Annotated in this window: 15 protein-coding genes; 8 read left to right on the forward strand and 7 right to left on the reverse strand. The window is 54.2% G+C overall.

Features of this window, described 5'->3' with window-relative positions:
- Positions 1–164 precede the first annotated feature (164 nt).
- A complete protein-coding gene (locus tag DFK18_RS06940; protein ID WP_114417498.1) occupies positions 165–1,181 on the forward strand; it encodes a hypothetical protein in 1,017 nt (338 codons plus the stop codon).
- A 10-nt stretch (positions 1,182–1,191) separates the two neighbouring features.
- On the opposite strand, the gene rsgA is transcribed toward DFK18_RS06940, so the two are convergent.
- From rsgA to DFK18_RS06955, 3 genes are read right to left on the reverse strand one after another with little or no spacing between them, the layout of a single operon-like run.
- Positions 1,192–2,241 (reverse strand): small ribosomal subunit biogenesis GTPase RsgA, encoded by a 1,050-nt coding sequence (gene rsgA, locus DFK18_RS06945; RefSeq protein WP_114417499.1) that lies wholly within the window; start codon positions 2,239–2,241, stop codon positions 1,192–1,194.
- Positions 2,238–2,807: an oligoribonuclease gene (gene orn, locus DFK18_RS06950; RefSeq protein ID WP_114417500.1), complete on the reverse strand. Its 570-nt coding sequence runs from the start codon at positions 2,805–2,807 to the stop codon at positions 2,238–2,240. The genes rsgA and orn overlap by 4 nt, the downstream gene beginning before the upstream one ends.
- A gap of 60 nt (positions 2,808–2,867) precedes the next feature.
- Positions 2,868–3,329: a GAF domain-containing protein gene (locus DFK18_RS06955; protein ID WP_114417501.1), complete on the reverse strand. Its 462-nt coding sequence runs from the start codon at positions 3,327–3,329 to the stop codon at positions 2,868–2,870.
- A 150-nt stretch (positions 3,330–3,479) separates the two neighbouring features.
- Here DFK18_RS06955 and serB point away from each other — a divergent pair, with 150 nt between their 5' ends.
- The 3 genes from serB (at position 3,480) to DFK18_RS06970 (ending at position 5,461) form a co-directional block, all read left to right on the forward strand.
- Positions 3,480–4,748, forward strand: coding sequence for a phosphoserine phosphatase SerB (gene serB / locus DFK18_RS06960; RefSeq protein ID WP_114417502.1), 1,269 nt, complete (start codon positions 3,480–3,482; stop codon positions 4,746–4,748).
- Complete coding sequence (locus tag DFK18_RS06965) at positions 4,738–5,055, forward strand: GIY-YIG nuclease family protein (RefSeq protein ID WP_114417503.1); 318 nt, start codon at positions 4,738–4,740, stop codon at positions 5,053–5,055. The genes serB and DFK18_RS06965 overlap by 11 nt, the downstream gene beginning before the upstream one ends.
- Positions 5,056–5,257: 202 nt before the next feature.
- Entirely contained in the window at positions 5,258–5,461 is a 204-nt protein-coding gene (locus tag DFK18_RS06970) for a cold-shock protein (protein ID WP_114417504.1), read from the forward strand.
- A gap of 144 nt (positions 5,462–5,605) precedes the next feature.
- Here the strand turns inward: DFK18_RS06970 and DFK18_RS06975 are convergent, their stop codons facing one another.
- Positions 5,606–7,528 (reverse strand): methyl-accepting chemotaxis protein, encoded by a 1,923-nt coding sequence (locus DFK18_RS06975; protein ID WP_114417505.1) that lies wholly within the window; start codon positions 7,526–7,528, stop codon positions 5,606–5,608.
- Positions 7,529–7,707: 179 nt separating this feature from the next.
- Between DFK18_RS06975 and DFK18_RS06980 the strand changes: the two genes are divergently transcribed.
- Complete coding sequence (locus DFK18_RS06980; RefSeq protein WP_114417506.1) at positions 7,708–8,913, forward strand: BaiN/RdsA family NAD(P)/FAD-dependent oxidoreductase; 1,206 nt, start codon at positions 7,708–7,710, stop codon at positions 8,911–8,913.
- On the opposite strand, the gene DFK18_RS06985 is transcribed toward DFK18_RS06980, so the two are convergent.
- Positions 8,910–9,830, reverse strand: coding sequence for a LysR family transcriptional regulator (locus tag DFK18_RS06985; RefSeq protein WP_114417507.1), 921 nt, complete (start codon positions 9,828–9,830; stop codon positions 8,910–8,912). The two genes, DFK18_RS06980 and DFK18_RS06985, sit on opposite strands and share 4 nt — an antisense overlap.
- A 103-nt stretch (positions 9,831–9,933) precedes the next feature.
- On the opposite strand from DFK18_RS06985, the gene DFK18_RS06990 reads away from it, so the two are divergent.
- A complete protein-coding gene (locus DFK18_RS06990) occupies positions 9,934–10,932 on the forward strand; it encodes an NADP-dependent oxidoreductase (protein ID WP_114417508.1) in 999 nt (332 codons plus the stop codon).
- Between the two features lie 228 nt (positions 10,933–11,160).
- Here the strand turns inward: DFK18_RS06990 and DFK18_RS06995 are convergent, their stop codons facing one another.
- Entirely contained in the window at positions 11,161–11,379 is a 219-nt protein-coding gene (locus DFK18_RS06995; protein WP_114417509.1) for a hypothetical protein, read from the reverse strand.
- Between the two features lie 19 nt (positions 11,380–11,398).
- Between DFK18_RS06995 and DFK18_RS07000 the strand changes: the two genes are divergently transcribed.
- On the forward strand, positions 11,399–12,400 hold the full coding sequence (locus DFK18_RS07000; RefSeq protein WP_245944344.1) for a LysR family transcriptional regulator: 1,002 nt from the start codon (positions 11,399–11,401) through the stop codon (positions 12,398–12,400).
- Between the two features lie 36 nt (positions 12,401–12,436).
- On the forward strand, positions 12,437–13,213 hold the full coding sequence (locus DFK18_RS07005; RefSeq protein ID WP_114417511.1) for an alpha/beta fold hydrolase: 777 nt from the start codon (positions 12,437–12,439) through the stop codon (positions 13,211–13,213).
- A gap of 15 nt (positions 13,214–13,228) precedes the next feature.
- Here DFK18_RS07005 and DFK18_RS07010 read toward each other — a convergent pair whose 3' ends face one another.
- On the reverse strand, positions 13,229–14,851 hold the full coding sequence (locus DFK18_RS07010) for a methyl-accepting chemotaxis protein (protein WP_114417512.1): 1,623 nt from the start codon (positions 14,849–14,851) through the stop codon (positions 13,229–13,231).
- Positions 14,852–14,853 lie beyond the last annotated feature (2 nt).

A 14,853-nucleotide genomic window follows, 5' to 3' on the forward strand; every position in this document is an offset into this window, starting at 1 on the left:
ATGGATCAGGTATTGCTAATCAAGCAGTCTATCCCTTATTGAAGGCAAAGTGTAGTCGGGGAAAGAGACCCGGCGTGTAAAACTGGTGAACCGCTTTTTTCCGGACTCAGTGAGAAGCTCAACCTGTGGTATCTTGATCCCTAAAGTGAAGCAGAGAGGACATCATGCTAGATGCACAGATCGACTGGCAGTCGCTGGCGATTCAGGAAGCCGTATTGACGCTCTACAAGCACCACCAGGTTCGTCGAACCCAGGCCAATGCGGGTCTGGTGGATGAACTGATAACCAGCAATTGGCTGCTGCCCAGTGAAGCGGAAGACTATTTCACCCTGAGTGCCCGGGGCAAGGCGGGGCTGGTGGAACTGCTGGATCTGCGTTTGCCGGAATGGCGCGAATGGCTGGAGGTGCTGGATGGTGAAGCTCCCCTGGTCAGCGAAACCTTCGATCGGCGTTGGCAGTTTGTACAGAAGGAATTACGCTCCGATTTGCCCCGGGTCATGAACCGGGCCAGTCTGCAGCAGGCTCTGCTGGGTCAGGAAATGGACGAGTTTCCCGAGCATCTGTTCAAACAGCTTCCCAAGTTGGAAATGTGTGAAGACCGCTGCCTGCACCTGAGAGGTAATCTCGATCTTAAATTGGTCAAGCGGCATGGCAGCAGCATTGAGCTGAAAAAAATCTGGCGACAGCTGAGTGAAGCGGTACTGCCGGAAAGGGATTTTGAACAGGTACGTGAGCTGGATGGTGAATTGCCCTACCTGGTGATGACCATAGAAGACCGGGGTGTTTTTCTGGATATTGATCTGCCCGAGAATCTGCTGCTGGTTTGGGTTGCACCCGAGCAACTGGAACTGGCCGGAGCCTTTTTGCGTTTTCTGCCCCAGTTTGTACCCCATGTGCATTTTGGCGATCTTGATCACCAGGGCTTGGTAGTTGCCGAGCGACTGGGCATGCTCAGTCAGCGGCCGGTGCGCCGCTTTATTCCCGGTTTCTGGCGGGATTATCTGGATGCTTTTGCCGAACCGGTTGACCCCGGCAGTGAAGACAAGGGAGCCAGCTGGCGCGGCCCCGTGCTTTCCATTGATCTGTTGCGCGAGCTGATGACAACGAACCGCTGGTTGCGCCAGGCCCCTCTGACCCTGGATGCCCGTTTGCATGATGAGATGCGTAAATTGATGGATTAACCCTAGTGCATTAACGCTCTTTGAGGCTATTGATCAGGTGCTGGAAGCTGGCAAAGCGGCTCACACTAATCTCACCCTGATCAACGGCTTCCTGCAGGGCACAGCCGGGATCGCCCTGATGGCGACAATCGCGGAAGCGGCAGCGTCCCAGAAAGGGTCTGAATTCACGAAAGCCCTGGGCAATGTCATCGGCTTCAAGAAAGCCCAGAGCAAATTCGCGAATTCCCGGAGAATCGATTAGTTGGCCACCTAGCGGAAAATCAAAGAGTTGAGCCGTGGTGGTGGTATGCCGCCCCTTGCGGCTGTCTTCGGAGAGGCTACCCACCCGCAGATCCACCCCCGGTAACAGCTGATTGATCAAGGAGGATTTGCCCACCCCCGATTGCCCCACAAAAACACTGATACGGTTTTGTAATTGTGTCTGCAGGGTTTCCAGGTCAGCAGCTGACTGGGTGGACGTGGTCAGAACGCGATAGCCGATTTGCTGATAAAGGTGGATGAATTCTTGAAGTCGGGTCACGATCTTGTCGGTCAACTGGCCTTGAGTGACCAGGTCCCATTTGTTGATCACCAGCACGGGTTCCAGCCCCGAATCCTCGGCCGCAACCAGATAACGATCAATCAGATTGGCAAAGGGTTCCGGTTCGGGAGCCACGACCAGCATCAACTGGTCGACATTGGCGGCAACAGGTTTCATCACTCCGCGCATATCGGGGCGGGCGAGAAGGCTCTGGCGGGTTTGCCGGGCTTCTACGACACCGATTTGCTCGTTTTCCAGTGAGGGGCGCCAAGTGACTTTATCGCCAGTGACCAGGGTTTCGACATTGGCTCTGACATGGCAGCGTTGTTGCAACCCAGGCTGTTCCGGGTGATCCAGGGCCCGAACTTCAACCTGTCGCCCGAAGTGAGCGGTCACCTGCCCGCTGATGGCCTCTGCCAGGCGGCCTTCTTCAACCGCAGCCGTGAGTTGCTTGTCCTTGTTCTGAGCCCGCTGGGTGCGTTCGGCCTGAACCTTTTCTATACGCCAGCGCTGTTGGCGGCTCAGTTTACGTTTGCTCATGCAGGCTTGGCAGCTGCCGTTTGTAGCAGGGTTTCACGATAATGGCGCAGTTCTGCCACGGATTCACGAATGTCATCCAGTGCCAGATGGGTGTTTTGTTTCTTGAAACCCTTGAGCGCTTCTGGATTCCAGCGCTTGGCCAATTCTTTCAGGGTGGAGACATCAAGGTTGCGGTAGTGGAAAAAAGCTTCCAGTTCGGGCATTTCCTGGACCAGGAAACGCCGGTCCTGGTGCACGCTGTTACCACACATGGGGCTGGCACCGGCTTCAACATACTGGCGCAGAAAAGCGAGGGTGGCTTCTTCGGCTTCACGTGTGGTGATCTGGCTTTCCTTGACTCTCTGGGTCAGGCCGGAAGCGCCATGGGTCTTGGTGCACCAGTCATCCATGGCATCCAGCAGGCTATCCGGCTGCTGAATGGCCATGACCGGGCCTTCCGCGATAAGGTTCAAATCACTGTCAGTGACCAGGGTGGCGATCTCGATGATTCTTTCCTGACGCGGATTGAGACCGGTCATTTCCAGGTCGATCCAGATCAGATGTGGGGGTTGTTCTTTGGCAGACATGCGGCTTGATAATCCTTGCTCTGTTTTTTAGCAATTTTAGCACAGCCGCTCTGCTCATGACTAAAGATGCAGCTTGAGCAGATCTCCGGTCCAGTCTGCCAGTTTTTTTAGGTAGCTGATTTCATCGTCCACGAAGTTCCTGGGTTGGGAATCAGCCAAGCTGAGGCTGCCAACAAGGTGTTCATCGAGAAAGATGGGGACACCGGCATAGCTGCGCATGCCCAGGGCAACGGCAAAATGCGGTTGCATTTCCTCGGGAACTTCATGTAGATCGGGAATCACGACCTGCTCGCCGGGAATCACCAGGGGTAGCCCGCAAAGGGCATCATCCAGCAGCATCCGGCGCTGGTAGGCGTTGTCATAGTAAAGTCGGAGATGGCGGTCTTCACGCAGCGCAATAGCGGCCAGGCTGACCTGGAAGTGTTTTTTACAATTATTCGTGACCCGGCGAAAACAGGGTGAACACACCTTGCCCAGCTGGGGGGTTAGGGAATCAAGATTTTGATGACCTCGTGTGGTCATGGCTCTTCATCTCCAAAGCCCTGACAGTGCAAGTTACTGTCAAGGAGCGTTATACTGGTGCATGAAATATCCCTATATTAACAAATGATTTCAGTATAGAAATTTTCTGTTTTTCTGCATGAACAATTTTTTTATTTCTACAGGCTACGAATGAATATCCAGGATCGCAGCATCGTGCTCATCAATCTGTCCGGCCATGATCGTCCGGGGATCACCTCGGCCATTACCGAGATACTTGCCAACTATTCTGTCCAGGTTCTGGATATTGGTCAGGCCGTCATCCATGACACCCTGGCTTTGGGGCTGCTGGTCCACCTTCCGGCTGAAGCTCAGCATTCGCCTGTTTTGCAGGAACTGCTTTTCAAGGCGCATGAATGGGGCATGCAGATACGTTTTACCCCGGTTGCTGAAACCAGCTATGAGCACTGGGTGGCCGGTCAGGGGAAGAGCCGTTATATCGTCACCCTCTTGGGTCGTCAGATCACGGCAGAACAGATTGCCCGGGTGACACGCACGGTTGCCGATAATGGTCTGAATATCGATCGCATCAATCGTTTGTCCGGACGGGTCAGCCGTTCACAAATGAATAATCCCGGGCGGGCCTGTGTGGAATTCTCCGTCAGGGGGGAAGCCCTGGATCCGGCTGAACTGAGACGCCATTTCCTGGCTCTGGCCGGCGAGTTGGAAGTCGACATTGCTGTTCAGGAAGATAATATTTATCGCCGCAACCGCCGCCTGGTGGTCTTTGATATGGATTCGACCCTGATCGAGACCGAGGTGATTGATGAGCTGGCGCATGAAGCCGGTGTCGGGGATCAGGTCGCTGCAATAACCGAAAGGGCCATGTGCGGTGAGCTGGATTTTGGCGAAAGCTTTCGGGCCCGGGTGGCGCTTCTGGAAGGACTGGATGCCTCTGTACTGGAAAAGATTGCCCAGCGTTTGCCGATTACCGAAGGTGCGGAGAAACTGGTTTCCACACTCAAGGCACTGGGCTATCGTACGGCCATACTTTCGGGTGGTTTTACCTATTTTGGCCGCTATTTGCAGGAAAAGCTGGGTATTGACGAAGTCCATGCCAATGAACTGGAGATCGAAAATGGCCGGGTAACCGGTCGCGTTGTGGGCCGGGTGGTTGATGGTGAATGCAAGGCCGAATTGCTTCAGGAAATTGCCCGCAAGGAAGGCATCAACCTGGAACAGTCCATTGCCGTAGGCGATGGTGCCAATGATCTGCCCATGTTAGGGCTGGCCGGGCTGGGGATTGCTTTTCGGGCCAAGCCTCTGGTTCGTGAGACGGCACGCCATGCGCTCTCCACCCTGGGGCTGGATGCCATTCTTTACCTGATCGGGTTTTCTGATCGGGATCTGGATCAGCAGTGGGGCGCTTCTCAGACGAGTACCCAAGAGCATGACCGCTGAATCAGACGCCCAGTGGTATCTTTATATTCTCAAGCTGGCCAGAGGCCAGCTTTATACCGGTATTACTACCGATGTTCCCCGTCGTTTTGCAGAACACCAGGCTGGAGGTCGCCGCGCCGCCAAGAGTTTGCGGGGCAAGGGGCCTTTGCAACTGGTGTTTTCCTGCCCCGTTGGTGATCTGAGCCAAGCCCTGCGGCTGGAGCGCAAAATCAAAAAACTACCGCGTTCACAGAAACTGCAAGTGGTGCAACAAAAACGTCTTCCTACTGACTTGACGCTGTCAGAAAGTTTTTCTAAAACTACTTGACGTGGGGCCTGAATTGGATCAGTCTAGATCCTGTAGGCAGCAAGGTAGCAAAAAGTAGTGTCGTAACGCAGTTGTAATCGAAATATCGGTAACACCAGTCAGTTCGTCATACGTACTATCTTGATTCCCGCAAGACAGAGCAAAATCCTCATGACTAGGGTGGCGCTCAAATTTAAAACAGTAACACATAGGAATTATCGATATGGCAACTGGTACAGTTAAGTGGTTCAACGACACTAAAGGTTTTGGTTTCATCACTCCAGACGACGGTGGCGACGACCTCTTTGCTCACTTCTCCGAGATTCAAGCTTCCGGCTTCAAATCTCTGTCTGAAAACCAGAAGGTTTCCTTCGACGTAACCGAAGGTCCTAAAGGTAAGCAGGCTGCAAAAATTACTGTAATCTAAGAATTACTTCTTAGTTTTACGTAAAAAACCCGCCTTCTGGCGGGTTTTTTAATGCCTGTGATTTTTTGCTAAGGGCCTGACTTGGTCTTTGCAGACCCTTTAATTATTTCTTTTACCCTCTTCCTTCACTGCTAGCCGCCTTGACTAGACCTTGAAGCGACCCACCAGCGCTTGAAGTTCTTCCGAAACCTGGTCCAATTCCCGGCCACTGGATGATGTTTCCCGAGTCGCCTGACTGGTGGCACCACTCAGTTCAACGATCTTTTCCAGGTTGTAATTCAGTTCATCAACGGTTGCACTCTGTTCTTCTGTCGCTGAGGCGATCTGAATATTCATGCCCTCGATCTTTTCAATCGCCTGGGTAATACTGCTGAGTGCCTGGCCGGCGGCTTCTGCTTCAGCAACACTGGCAGTAACCTGTTCGGTTGTAGTGCGCATGGAGCTGGCGGCCTGGGCAATTTGTTCGCGCAGACGCTCGATGGTGGAGCGAATTCCTTCGGTTGATTCCTGGGTACGAGCAGCCAGGGAGCGGACTTCTTCGGCGACCACGGCAAAGCCACGACCGGCTTCACCGGCACGTGCAGCTTCAATGGCTGCATTCAGGGCCAAGAGGTTGGTCTGTTCGGCAATGGCGCTGATGACTTCCATGACTTCGCCGATTTCCTCGCCGGATTCCTGCAGTTTTTCCACTTCCTCGGCCGTTTCCCCAATCACTCCTGCCTGCTGTTGAATAGAGGCAACCACGCCTTCGACTCGCTGGCTGCCCTGAGTGGTTTCACTGCCACCATCCTGAGCGGCAGTAGAAGCTTCCTGAGCATGGCGAGCCACCTGATCCACAGTGGCTACCAGTTGATTCATGGCCGCTGCTACCTGATCGACTTCTGCTTGCTGATTAGCCATGTCTGCATCCATCTGTCGACTGCTGCTGCTGACCTGTTGAGCCGTTGCGGCCAGTTGTGTAGAAGTGGAGGTGATATCACTGACCAGCTGGCGAATGGAATCTATGAAGCGGTTAAAAGCCTCGGCCAATTGCCCCATTTCATCACTGCGATCCACCGGCAGTTTGTGGGTCAGGTCGGCTTCCCCCTGGGCAATGGCCTGGAGCTGTTTGACCACACGGCGAATGGGCAGAACCAGTTGCCGCGAAATCAGGAAAATCAGACCCACCAGTACTGCCAGAGTGATGATCAAAAGCAGACTCAGACTGCCCAGCAATTCTGCAGTTGTGTCCGTGAAAATATGGTCCGGGACGGAGACTCCCACTGTCCAGTTGGGCGTGTTGGCAATGGGGTTCCAGATCAGGGTCATGTCTTCACCCTGATGGTTACGAATACTGCCTAGACCGGCTTCCCCCTGGATCAGTCGTTGGCCCAGTTCATTCATGCCTTCAAAACCGGATTGGTCGGCCTGGGTAACTTGCAATTGCATGCGAACCTCGGGGTCTGGATGGGCGACCATCATCCCCTGGCCATCCACGACCCACCCATAGCTACCTTCCCCCATTTCCAGAGCGGCCACTATCTTGGAAAGTTCCGACATGGTCAGGGAGATGCCCAGCAGGCCACGAACCTGGCCATCGGCATCCACAACCTGGCGAGCCAGAATGGCTACCGGCTCCTGGGAGATCAGGGATAAAACCGGATTGGTGAGCGCTTGCTCCTGTTGCTGTTCAACCACCAGCTTTTGGAAGTAGTCGCGGTCATTGATTCTGATCAGAGCGCCACGATGGGTAATGGCACGACCCTCGAGATTGGCAAAAAAGAGAGATTCTATGGCCGGGTCTTCATCCAGCCAACTACGCAGATGGATCTGCAAGGCTCTTAAAGGGACCTCTTCAAGAAGACGGGGGTCACTGGCCAATGCATCCAGCCACTGGCGGTAACCTTCAAGCCAGCGACCCACTTCGTCACTGCGAGCTTCGACCTGAAGTTGGCTGGTGTTTTTGATCAGGGAGGGCACGCTGGTGTTCAATTGCCAGGTCATCAAAAAACCGAGGAGTAAGAAGGCAATCACCAGCGGCACCAGAAGGGCTGCGAGAAGACGTTGGGTCAGGGATAACTTGAACATGACTTTCCTTGAGTGGGGTTTCCGCCGGATGCAGCTTTAATCTTACGGTATCGAAGTGATCCGATTCAAATGACACTAAAATGCATCCAAAAGAAAGGAAAGCCAGAGACTGCATAAAAGTCGCAAATCCTTTATCCTTCTGCTCCTGAAAACACCCTTGAATTCAATGCGGAGATTTTATGTCGCAGACAACCGCTGATGTGGTCATTATCGGAGCCGGGGCCGCAGGGTTGATGGCTGCGGCGACAGCGGGCTATGCCGGTAACCGGGTCCTGCTTTTGGATCATACCGATAAACCGGGCAAAAAAATTCTCATGTCGGGAGGTGGGCGCTGTAATTTCACCAACCTCAACACCACACCCGAAAACTTTATCTCGAGCAATCCTCATTTCTGTATTTCTGCATTGAAACGCTACACGCCTCAGCATTTTCTGGAATTGGTGGAGCGCCATGGCGTGGATTATGTGGAAAAAGCCCCCGGGCAGTTGTTTTGTGCAGGCAAGAGTCGTGAACTGCTGGATATCCTGCTCACTGAAGCAGACTGGGCCGGTGTGGATTTACGCATGAAAACACGCATAGAGGCGGTTGAAGCGACGGCTTCAGGCGTTAATCTGGCTACCTCCGCAGGTCGGATTGAGGCAGGCCATCTAATCGTGGCAACCGGAGGGCTGTCCATTCCCACCCTGGGTGCGACAGGCTTTGGCTATGATCTGGCTCGGGATCTGGGGCTGGACGTTCTGCCTCTGCGAGCAGGTCTGGTGCCCTTGACGCTGCATCCTGACCTGAAAGAACACCTAGCTCCCTTGTCCGGCCTGAGTACAGAGGTGAGTGTCACCACGGGTGGCCGAACCTTTCAGGAACCGCTTTTGATCACCCATCGAGGACTCTCCGGCCCGGCCATTTTGCAAGCCTCCAGCTATTGGCAGGCAGGTGAAGAAGTGGTGATCAACTGGCTACCGCGTCTGGATCTGAAAGCGGAATTGACACGATTAAGAGAGCAGCAGCCTAAAACCTCTTTGGCCAGCTGGCTGGCTGAGCAGTTGCCCAAACGCCTGGCTGCGACCCTGGTTGAGTTCTTGGAGGCTTCCCAAGGCTCCTTGCCTTTGCGCTTGGCCGATTTTTCCAATAATCGTCTGCAGGAAGTAGCTGCTTTTTTACAAGCCTGGTCGTTCATCCCGGCAGGCACAGAAGGTTATCGCACCGCAGAAGTAACCCTGGGGGGCGTGGATACACGGGCCTTGTCATCGCGGGATTTCAGTGTACAAGCCTGCCCCCGGATTCGCTTTATCGGTGAGGTGCTGGATGTGACCGGCCACCTGGGCGGCTATAACTTCCAGTGGGCCTGGGCTTCAGGTGTGGCGGCCGGTCAGGGACTGGAAGCCTAGAGCCCCAGTCTGACTTCCAGTTTTTGCATTTCCTGGAGAATAAACTCCACAGCAACCCGTATTTTGGGAACCTCAAAACGCTGGGGCTGGTAGAGGAGGTAAACTTCATTGCTGGGGGAGCGGCTGATTCGCACCGGATCGCTGAACTGCAAAGGCAGGAGTTCCCCTCGCTGGATCAGGTGAGCAGATGCCCACCTGGGTAGCATGAGAATGCCCTCACCGGCCAGCGCTTTTTGCAGTAGCCAGGGGGTGTGATTAGAAACAGCAACCCTGGGGCCGGAAACATCCACCCATTGCCCGTCCAGATAAGCCAGCCAGGGTGTAGGCCCCTGGGGAGTGCGGTAGTAAAGTCCCCGATGTTGAGCCAGTTCACGGGCCGTTTTCGGGTAACCTGCTGTTTCCAGATAGGCCGGTGCCGCAACCGGATAAAAGTGGTTATCCATCAGACGATGGGCCAGAACCCGGGTGTTTGGAGCTGTGCCACCGCGAATGGCCAGATCCAGATCGTCGTAATCCAGTGCCGAAAGGGTATCTGTCAGGTGCACATCTAGCTGAATCTGAGGGTACTGCTGGTTGAATCTATCCAGTAGGGGTAAGAGGAGCTGCTCACCAAAGGTCACCATGGCACTGATTTTCAAAAGCCCGGAAGGCTGACGCTGATAACTGCTTAGCTTTTCGTGAGTGGCAGCCAACTGCTGGGTCAAGGGCTTGATGGTTTGTAGATAGATTTGCCCCATTTCCGTCAGGCGCACCAGGCGTGTGCTGCGTAGCAGTAGCTGCACACCCAGATGTTTTTCCAGATCTGCGACTCTGCGGGAAATCGAAGAGGGGGGAAGCCGGAAGCGTCTGGCCGCTGCGGTAAAGCTGCCTTCTTCGGCAACGGCAATAAAATAGTGTATAGCCTTGAGCTGGTCCATGATGATTATTGCCTTAATGACAAAAGAGATTATCAGATTACCCTCTATAAAATTCTTTATGAAGGTTTAGGATCGGCTTTTTATCCTAAGCAAGCGAGGACTTATGCCACAGAATACCGCCATCCATCTGGTTCGCCATCTGGATACCACCCCTCTGGGACCACAGCTTTTTGAAACCCGGCAGACACCCTTGCCTACAGTGGCAGATGGCCAGTTGCTGGTACGCCAGACACACATGTCCCTGGACCCGGCCATGCTGGGGTGGATGACCAGTGACCGCAACAGCTATATTGCTCCGGTTGAACTGGGCGAGGTGATGCGGTCTTTTGGTTATGGCGAGGTCGTGGAGTCTCATCATCCGGATTTTCAAGCCGGTGATCGAGTTCAGGGGGGCTTTGGCTGGCAGGAGTATGCCCTGGTCTCAGCGTCAGAGGTGAATGCAGTCGACCCTGATCTGCCACCAGAGATGGTGCTTTCGGTTCTGGCACTGCCCGGGCTGACGGCTACTCAGGGGTTGCTCAATATCGGTCGTCCCCAGGCCGGGGAAACCCTGGTGGTTACAGGTGCAGCCGGTTCGGTGGGATCTCTGGTCGGCCAACTGGGTAAGGCCCGAGGCATGAAGGTGATTGGTATCGCCGGTAGCCAGGAAAAATGTGACTGGTTAACGCATGAACTGGGTTTTGATGCCGCCATCAATTACAAAACCGAGGCTATCGGTGAAAAGCTGGATGAAGTGGCTGCCGAGGGCATCGATGTCTTTTTTGAAAACACCGGGGGGGCCGCCCAGGAGGAAGTCTATTACCGTATGAATGCCCAGGGTCGAATCGTGGTTTGTGGTTTGATTGCCGACTATACAGCAGCGACTCCTGCACCCGGTCCTAACTGGATGCAAATTATCAAGAAGCGGCTTCTCATCCAGGGCTTTACCATGCCGGATCATCTGCACCAGACAGGCGAACTCTTGCAGCAACTATTGCCGCACGTGCAAAAGGGAGAAATCAAGTATCGTGCTCACGTGATCGAAGGGCTGGATGCAGCAATTGATGGCCTACAGTTGTTCTTGACCGGTGAGAACCAGGGTAAGCTGATCGTTAAGCTTTAACACGGGCTTGAAGTTAAACACCTAGAGCGTCTGCGAGGAGGAATCCTTGCAGGCGTTTTTTATTTTGCGAGGGAATGCTAGGGTTAGGTTGATCAGTTGAACGTTAAAAGAGTAGAGCCATGCGGCTGGTACCTGGCCGGATCAAAACCTTCCCTGTTGATCAACAGGGAAGGTTAAATGCAGGAGGAACAGAGGGCGTCTGTTTTCCTCTTCCAGACCAGCAAGGGTTTATCCCAGCAGGCGGGCAAAAAACTGACGAACCAGTTGTGCTTTGGCAGCACGAACCTGGCGATGGACGCGCTGCAGATCAATGCGGTCATTGTTCAGACGGTATTCCAGAGGAAGCACTTCCTTGATCTGCAGATGCTGGTCGTTGGCAGCGGCTGCAGTGGTGTTCAGCAGGTCGGTGGTGTATTCGGGAAACTGGTTTGCGGCCTGTTGATTCATGGCTTTCCTCCTATGTCTTGTGAATTGGGATGCGCATGCTAATCTGAAGTCGGGTGCAATAAAATTCCCTAAAATTAAAAATGGAGTTTGCAAAATCGAACAGAAGAAACGACGCCCCAAAACAGGCCCCAATCGCATCCACTGGGATGATTTTGAGACCCTGCTGGCCATTGCTGATACCGGCTCTCTATCGGGTGCTGCCAGAGAGCTGGGCGTCAGTCATGCAACGATTTTCAGGCGTTTGGGTGAGATGGAAAAACGCCTGGGGGTGCTGCTGTTTGAACGTTCACGTCGGGGTTATGCGCCCACCCAGGCCGGGGAAGACCTGGCTGCCACTGCCCGAGAAATCCAGGCTTCGGTGCTGGCTGTGGAAAGAAAAGTGGCCGGACGGGATCTGCAACCGCGTGGGCCTATCTGGGTGACTACCACTGACTCCTTGCTGGCCGGTTTGCTGGCGCCTTTATTTGTGGATTTTCGTCAGGAGTTTCCTGAAATCAGCCTGGATATAGCGGTTTCTAACCAGCCGTTCAACTTGACCCGGCGTGAAGCTGATGTGGCCATCCGCGCTTCCAATTCACCACCGGATCATCTGGTGGGACGCAAACTGGTGGAAATCGGCATGGCTGTTTACGGGCGTAAATCCGATTATCCCCAGGCAGTGGCCAATCTTGATGAAGAACCCTGGGTGGGGCCGGGCGCCCGTTTGATGGACCAGCCATTGATCGATTGGATGACCGACCAGGGCTATGACGACCTCTGCTATTTTCGGGTGGATACCCTGATCGGCATGCTCAGTGCCGTCAAAGCCGGTATGGGCATAGCGGTTTTACCCTGTTATCTGGCTGACTATGAAACCGATCTGATCCAGTTGACCGATCCGATCGAATCCCTGAGTTACCCCTTGTGGTTCTTATTGCACCCGGATTTGCGTGGCGTGGCCCGGATCAATTCCTTACTGGAGTTCATGACGGAAGCCGTGCGTCTGCAGAAAAAAAGGCTGGCAGGCCAGCCTAGAGCTTGATTCCTATCCTTCTTGATATTCAAGGGAGCCCTGGCTGTGAAAACTGATGATCGTTATCTACAACTGGCAGAAGGACAGGTGTTTGTACGTCGTTGGACACCTGAGTCTCTGGTAACCTCGACCCCCTTGATTCTCTTGCATGATTCTCTGGGATGCGTGGATCTTTGGCGAGATTTTCCCGAACGGCTGGCCGAAGCGCTGGAAAGGCCGGTAATCGCTTACGACCGCCTGGGGTACGGGCGATCGGATTCGCGTCAGGCCTTGCCTTCTTTGGGGTTTATCCAGGAAGAGGCGGAGCTGTATTTTCCACCTCTGGTCAGGGCTCTGGGTCTAGAGCGCTACGCATTACTGGGCCATAGTGTTGGTGGCCCTATGGCTGTGACTCTGGCTGCTATTCAGGGCAAGGCTTGTGAGTGGGTGGTGACTCTGGCTGCCCAGGCGTTTGTTGAGGTCAGAACGCTGGAAGGCATTCGCAAGGCAAGGGGGGAATTTGGTCGGCCCGAGGTCTTTGAACGCCTGGCCCGTTGGCATGGCGAGAAGGCGCGCTGGGTTCTGGATGCCTGGACAGAAATCTGGTTATCCGAGGATTTTGCCGACTGGACGCTGAAACCCTGGGCTCAGCAGTTGCAGGTGCCTCTTTTGGCCATTCATGGCGATGAAGATGAATATGCATCCCTGGCCAGCCCCGAGGCGCTGGTGAGCGCAGCAGGCGGCCCGGCCCGTTCCCTGATACTGGAAGGCTGCGGGCATTTTCCCCAGAAGGAGGAACCGCAAACCTGCATTAATGCCATTCGTGAATTTGCCCGGGGCTAACCCCGGGCTTACGAGCTAGCGATCCTCTTCGTTGATCAGTTGGCCCAGATCGCGGGCAATCTGACGTAACTGCTCGACTACCTGGACAGCTTCCTGAGCCTGGCTGGAAGTATTCTCGGCCATCTGGCTAATCTCAATGATATTGCGATCGATTTCATTGGCAACGCTACTCTGCTCTTCAGCAGCACTGGCTATCTGGCTGGTCATGTCGCTGATGGAATCCACCCCTTCAGTGATGGTGTCCAGCGCTTCATCACCCTGGCTGGCCTGCTGCATGCCTTCTTCAGCCTGTTTACGACTGTGCTGCATGACTTCCACAGCCTTGCGGGTTTTTTCCTGCAGGCGGGCAACCTGATCTTCAATATCCTGAGTGGAGTCCTGGGTTCGTTGGGCCAGATTGCGGACCTCATCAGCGACCACGGCAAATCCGCGCCCGGCTTCGCCTGCCCTGGCTGCTTCGATAGCAGCATTCAGAGCCAGCAGATTGGTTTGTTCAGCGACATCACGAATGACCTGGAGCACTACACCGATGTTTTCGGTATTGCTTTCCACTTCCTGAATGACCGAGTCGGCTTCCTGGATATCCCGGGCCAGGGTATTAATCATGGCAATGGTCTGCATGACGACTTCCTTGCCATTTGCTGCGCGATCACGGGCATTTTGCGCTGAATCGGCAGCACTCACTGCACTTTGCGAGACCTCCTGAACCGTGGCGGTCATTTCGTTCATGGCTGTGGCCACCTGATCGGTCTGATCCTGCTGGCTAGTGGCCGCCCGGGAAGTGGTATCGGCTACCTCGGCCAGGCGTTCGACCGAGCCTTGCATACCGGTTACCGAGTTACGAATGGCTTCAACCAGGGTGGCAAAGCGTTGCAGCACCTGATTGAAAGCGGAGGAGGCCTGGCCGATTTCATCCTGCCCCTTGACCTCCAGCTGGTGCTGCAGGCTGTTTTTGCCGCCACGAGCCACTTCCTGCATGCCTTTTGTCATTTGATGCAGGGGGTTGGTGATGAACAGGCGCACAAAGATATAGACAATACCCAAAAGGATGAAGCTGATGATTACGGCCAGAGTGAAGAGTTTGATGCTGAAGCTGTTGGCTTCGTTATTCACATCCTCCAGCGAGATATTCATGGTCACGGCACCCAGAACCGCACCTTCGGGAGCCATGGCATGGCAGAGGGTGCAGTTTTTGCCCAGGTAATCGGTGCGATTGAAGGCAGGAATAATGGCTCTGAGCACCTGGGCTTCGTTATCTACTGCCAAATAGGGAGTACCCTCGCGCAACACCTGCTGCTCCAGGGCATCCTGGCTTTGTTCGCTTTCAGTCCCTTCGCCAAACTGCTTTTTAACATGTTCGCTGCGGATCACGCGTAAATCGGAGACGTTTTGTAGTTCGGTGATTTGATCCAGAAAGGCATCCCTTTGATCTATGGTACCGGTCAGCATCATGGTAGTCAGGCCTGCCATGGTGCTTTCATAGAGTGAGTAGGCAAAGACCTGAGACTGGTCATAGGCCGTTTTGCGTTGTTCCCAGGAAGCCCAGCCAATCATGCCGGTCCAGGAGAGTACCAGTAGCAGCCAGAGAACACCGACCAGTCGAATCCAGAGTTTGACGTTATAGAGTTTTTGCAGCATCA

Source organism: Marinospirillum perlucidum (genome assembly GCF_003336805.1).
Classification (GTDB): Bacteria; Pseudomonadota; Gammaproteobacteria; order Pseudomonadales; family Halomonadaceae; genus Marinospirillum; species Marinospirillum perlucidum.

Bases quoted from the DNA above. Each gene is read 5' to 3' on its own strand.
- DFK18_RS06940 (WP_114417498.1), top strand. From the start codon at position 165: ATGCTAGATGCACAGATCGACTGGCAGTCGCTGGCGATTCAGGAAGCC.
- rsgA (WP_114417499.1), bottom strand. From the start codon at position 2,241: ATGAGCAAACGTAAACTGAGCCGCCAACAGCGCTGGCGTATAGAAAAG.
- orn (WP_114417500.1), bottom strand. From the start codon at position 2,807: ATGTCTGCCAAAGAACAACCCCCACATCTGATCTGGATCGACCTGGAA.
- DFK18_RS06955 (WP_114417501.1), bottom strand. From the start codon at position 3,329: ATGACCACACGAGGTCATCAAAATCTTGATTCCCTAACCCCCCAGCTG.
- serB (WP_114417502.1), top strand. From the start codon at position 3,480: ATGAATATCCAGGATCGCAGCATCGTGCTCATCAATCTGTCCGGCCAT.
- DFK18_RS06965 (WP_114417503.1), top strand. From the start codon at position 4,738: ATGACCGCTGAATCAGACGCCCAGTGGTATCTTTATATTCTCAAGCTG.
- DFK18_RS06970 (WP_114417504.1), top strand. From the start codon at position 5,258: ATGGCAACTGGTACAGTTAAGTGGTTCAACGACACTAAAGGTTTTGGT.
- DFK18_RS06975 (WP_114417505.1), bottom strand. From the start codon at position 7,528: ATGTTCAAGTTATCCCTGACCCAACGTCTTCTCGCAGCCCTTCTGGTG.
- DFK18_RS06980 (WP_114417506.1), top strand. From the start codon at position 7,708: ATGTCGCAGACAACCGCTGATGTGGTCATTATCGGAGCCGGGGCCGCA.
- DFK18_RS06985 (WP_114417507.1), bottom strand. From the start codon at position 9,830: ATGGACCAGCTCAAGGCTATACACTATTTTATTGCCGTTGCCGAAGAA.
- DFK18_RS06990 (WP_114417508.1), top strand. From the start codon at position 9,934: ATGCCACAGAATACCGCCATCCATCTGGTTCGCCATCTGGATACCACC.
- DFK18_RS06995 (WP_114417509.1), bottom strand. From the start codon at position 11,379: ATGAATCAACAGGCCGCAAACCAGTTTCCCGAATACACCACCGACCTG.
- DFK18_RS07010 (WP_114417512.1), bottom strand. From the start codon at position 14,851: ATGCTGCAAAAACTCTATAACGTCAAACTCTGGATTCGACTGGTCGGT.